Below are 2,506 nucleotides of genomic sequence, written 5' to 3'. Positions count from 1 at the left end.
ACCACCACCGACACACCCAACCGACCACCAGGTTCCACAACACCCTCTGAGGGAATCTGATTCCCTCAGGGTTCCCCTCACACACCACAGCCGGCCCAGGCGAAGAGCCGATCAGGGAATCATCAACGCGGGCGCCCCCACCGGACTCGACGCTTCGGCATTCCGATCCGCCCGAACCACCTCAGCCTGCCGCAAAGCAGTGACCCGAGGCGGAACCCGATCCAGATGCCACTCCGCGAGCACCAACGCCACCTTCGCCTGCATCTCCGTCCGCAACCGCAGGAACGAATCCGCCGGATCCGCCCCGACCTCCCCGAGCAGCAACCACCAAGCCCAAGCCGCGGCCCCGGCATTGGCGATGAAGTCCGGGATCACCGCGACCCCGCGAGCCGACAACGCCGCCTCGGCCTCCGGAGTCGTAGCGGCGTTAGCCGCCTCCACGACCACCTTCGCCTTGACGAGATTCTCGTTGTCCACCCGCAGCGCATAAGAAATAGCCGCCGGAACGAGAATATCCGCGTCCGCGGCCAGCACCGCCTCCCGCGGCAACGACTGGACCCCTTCCGGCAGCCGTCCCCGGTCGACCTCCCCGAAGCGGTCCCGCAACTCCAGCAACGCGGGCACGTCCAACCCCTCCGGGTCGTACAACGTCCCGGCGGCATCCGCGACGGCAACGACCTTCATCCCCGCCTCGTGCAGGTACCAGGCCGCGCCGCCGCCCATCGTGCCGATCCCCTGGACGGCGACAGTCGTCCCGGGAACGGCCCAGCCCCACGTGTTGGCCGCCCCCAGGCAGGCCTGCGCCACCCCGTACCCGCCGATCACGTCCCCGAGCAGCTGCCCGCCGGGAACCGGCGCGTTGAGCCCGGCCTGGACCCGCCGGAGCGTGCGCGCCGGATCGGCCGACCGGCGGATCGCGGCGTGGTACGACTGCTCCAGCCCGAGCGTCGCGAAAACCTCGTCGATGAGGTGCTGCGGCACGCCCAGGTCCTCGGCGGTCACCCAGCTGGCGTCCAGCCACGGCCGCAGGAACTCGCAGAAGCGAGTGAGCACGCCGGTCGCGCGCGGGTCCTTGGGGTCGAAGTCGATGCCGCCCTTCGCGCCGCCGACCGGGAGGTTGAACGCGGCCGTCTTGTTCGCCATGCCGCGCGCGAGGTCGGCCACCTCGTCGACGGTGCAGCCGGCGCGCATGCGCGTGCCGCCGGTGGCGACGCCGGAGACCAGGCTGTGCACGACCAGGTAGCCGTGCGCGCCCGTGACCGGGTCGGTCCACGTGAGCTTCATCAGCGGTTCGGCGATCCGCGGGTCCATCGAGCCACTCACCTCCTCAAGTCCTTGGCAGCGCGCTTCGCCGCCTGCTTCCGAGGGTGCGGCCACTGCGGGGCGCGCGTCTATTTACCGAATCTGGACGAAGTTGTTTAGGGTTCGTACATGGAGCTTTCGTTGCACCGCTTGAGGATGCTCCGCGAACTGCACCGCAGGGGGACGGTCACCGCGGCCGCGGCGGCGTTGCATTACACCGCTTCGGCGGTATCCCAGCAACTCGCGCAGCTGGAACGCGACGTCGGAGCGAAACTGTTCGAACGGCTCGGCAGGCGGGTCCAGCTGACCGAACTCGGCATTCTGCTCACCGAGCACGCCGAGGAGATCCTGGGCTCGGTCGAGCGCGCGACGCTCGCGCTGGAGGAAGCGCAGGGCTCGATGTCCGCGCGGCTCACAGCCGGAGTGTGGGCGTCGGTGGCGTCCGGCCTGCTGCCGACCGCGCTCACCGCGCTGGCCGCGGACTACCCGGGAATCCAGGTGCGGACGAAGGAACTGGCCCCGGAGGCGACCGCGGACGCGGTGCGGGACGGCACGCTGGACCTGTCGTTCGTCATCGACTACTCGGATGCCCCGATGGAGTGGAGCGACGGGCTGGAGCGCGCGGTCGTGGCGGTGGAACGGCTGCACGCGGCGGTCCCGGCGGGCGCGTTGCCGTCGGCCACGGTGCCGCTCGACGCGCTCGCCGAGCATCCGTGGATCCTGGCGAGCGCTAAGTCCCATTTCGGCCGCGCGATCCGGATTGCCTGCCAGCGGCACGGTTTCCAGCCGAAAATCAATCACGAGGTCGAGGAACAGTCGACCGCGATGGCGATGGTGGGCGCCGGGCTGGGCGTGACCCTGGTGTCCGATCTGGGCCTGCGGCTGCTGCGCCCGCCGGGGATCGACGTCGTCGCGCTGGCCCCGCCGCTGCTGCGGACGGTGTCGATCGCCTATCGCCGCACGGAGATCCGGCGTCCGGCGTTGCATCTCGTGGTGGCGGCCGTGCAGGAAGCCGCGGCCGAGCTGGGGTTGGGGACCGAACCTGCGCTGCCGTGAGCCGGGCGCCGCGGGCCGGGTGCCGGGTAGGCGGCCGCGGACGGTGCCGATCGCCCGTCGCCGCACGGAGAATCGGTGGGTGCGGCGCAGGGAGGCGAGTCGGTGGGTGCGGCGCAGGGAGGCGAGTCGGTGGGTGCGGCGCAGGGAG

Annotated in this window: 2 protein-coding genes; one reads left to right on the top strand and one right to left on the bottom strand. The window is 70.9% G+C overall.

The annotated features are described in order from the left end of the window. Positions 1 to 111: 111 nt before the first annotated feature. On the bottom strand, positions 112 to 1,311 hold the full coding sequence (locus tag A4R44_RS42060; RefSeq protein ID WP_067594356.1) for a Glu/Leu/Phe/Val dehydrogenase dimerization domain-containing protein: 1,200 nt from the start codon (positions 1,309 to 1,311) through the stop codon (positions 112 to 114). 120 nt (positions 1,312 to 1,431) lie between these two features. Here A4R44_RS42060 and A4R44_RS42055 point away from each other — a divergent pair, with 120 nt between their 5' ends. Next, entirely contained in the window at positions 1,432 to 2,358 is a 927-nt protein-coding gene (locus A4R44_RS42055; protein ID WP_067594353.1) for a LysR family transcriptional regulator, read from the top strand. The last annotated feature ends 148 nt before the right edge of the window (positions 2,359 to 2,506 follow it).

Source organism: Amycolatopsis sp. M39 (assembly GCF_001651785.1).
GTDB classification, from domain to species: Bacteria; Actinomycetota; Actinomycetes; order Mycobacteriales; family Pseudonocardiaceae; genus Amycolatopsis; species Amycolatopsis rubida.
Note: the sequence above shows the minus strand (reverse complement) of the source record. Positions and strands in the feature narration are given on the sequence as shown.

Bases quoted from the DNA above. Each gene is read 5' to 3' on its own strand.
- A4R44_RS42055 (WP_067594353.1), top strand. From the start codon at position 1,432: ATGGAGCTTTCGTTGCACCGCTTGAGGATGCTCCGCGAACTGCACCGC.
- A4R44_RS42060 (WP_067594356.1), bottom strand. From the start codon at position 1,311: ATGGACCCGCGGATCGCCGAACCGCTGATGAAGCTCACGTGGACCGAC.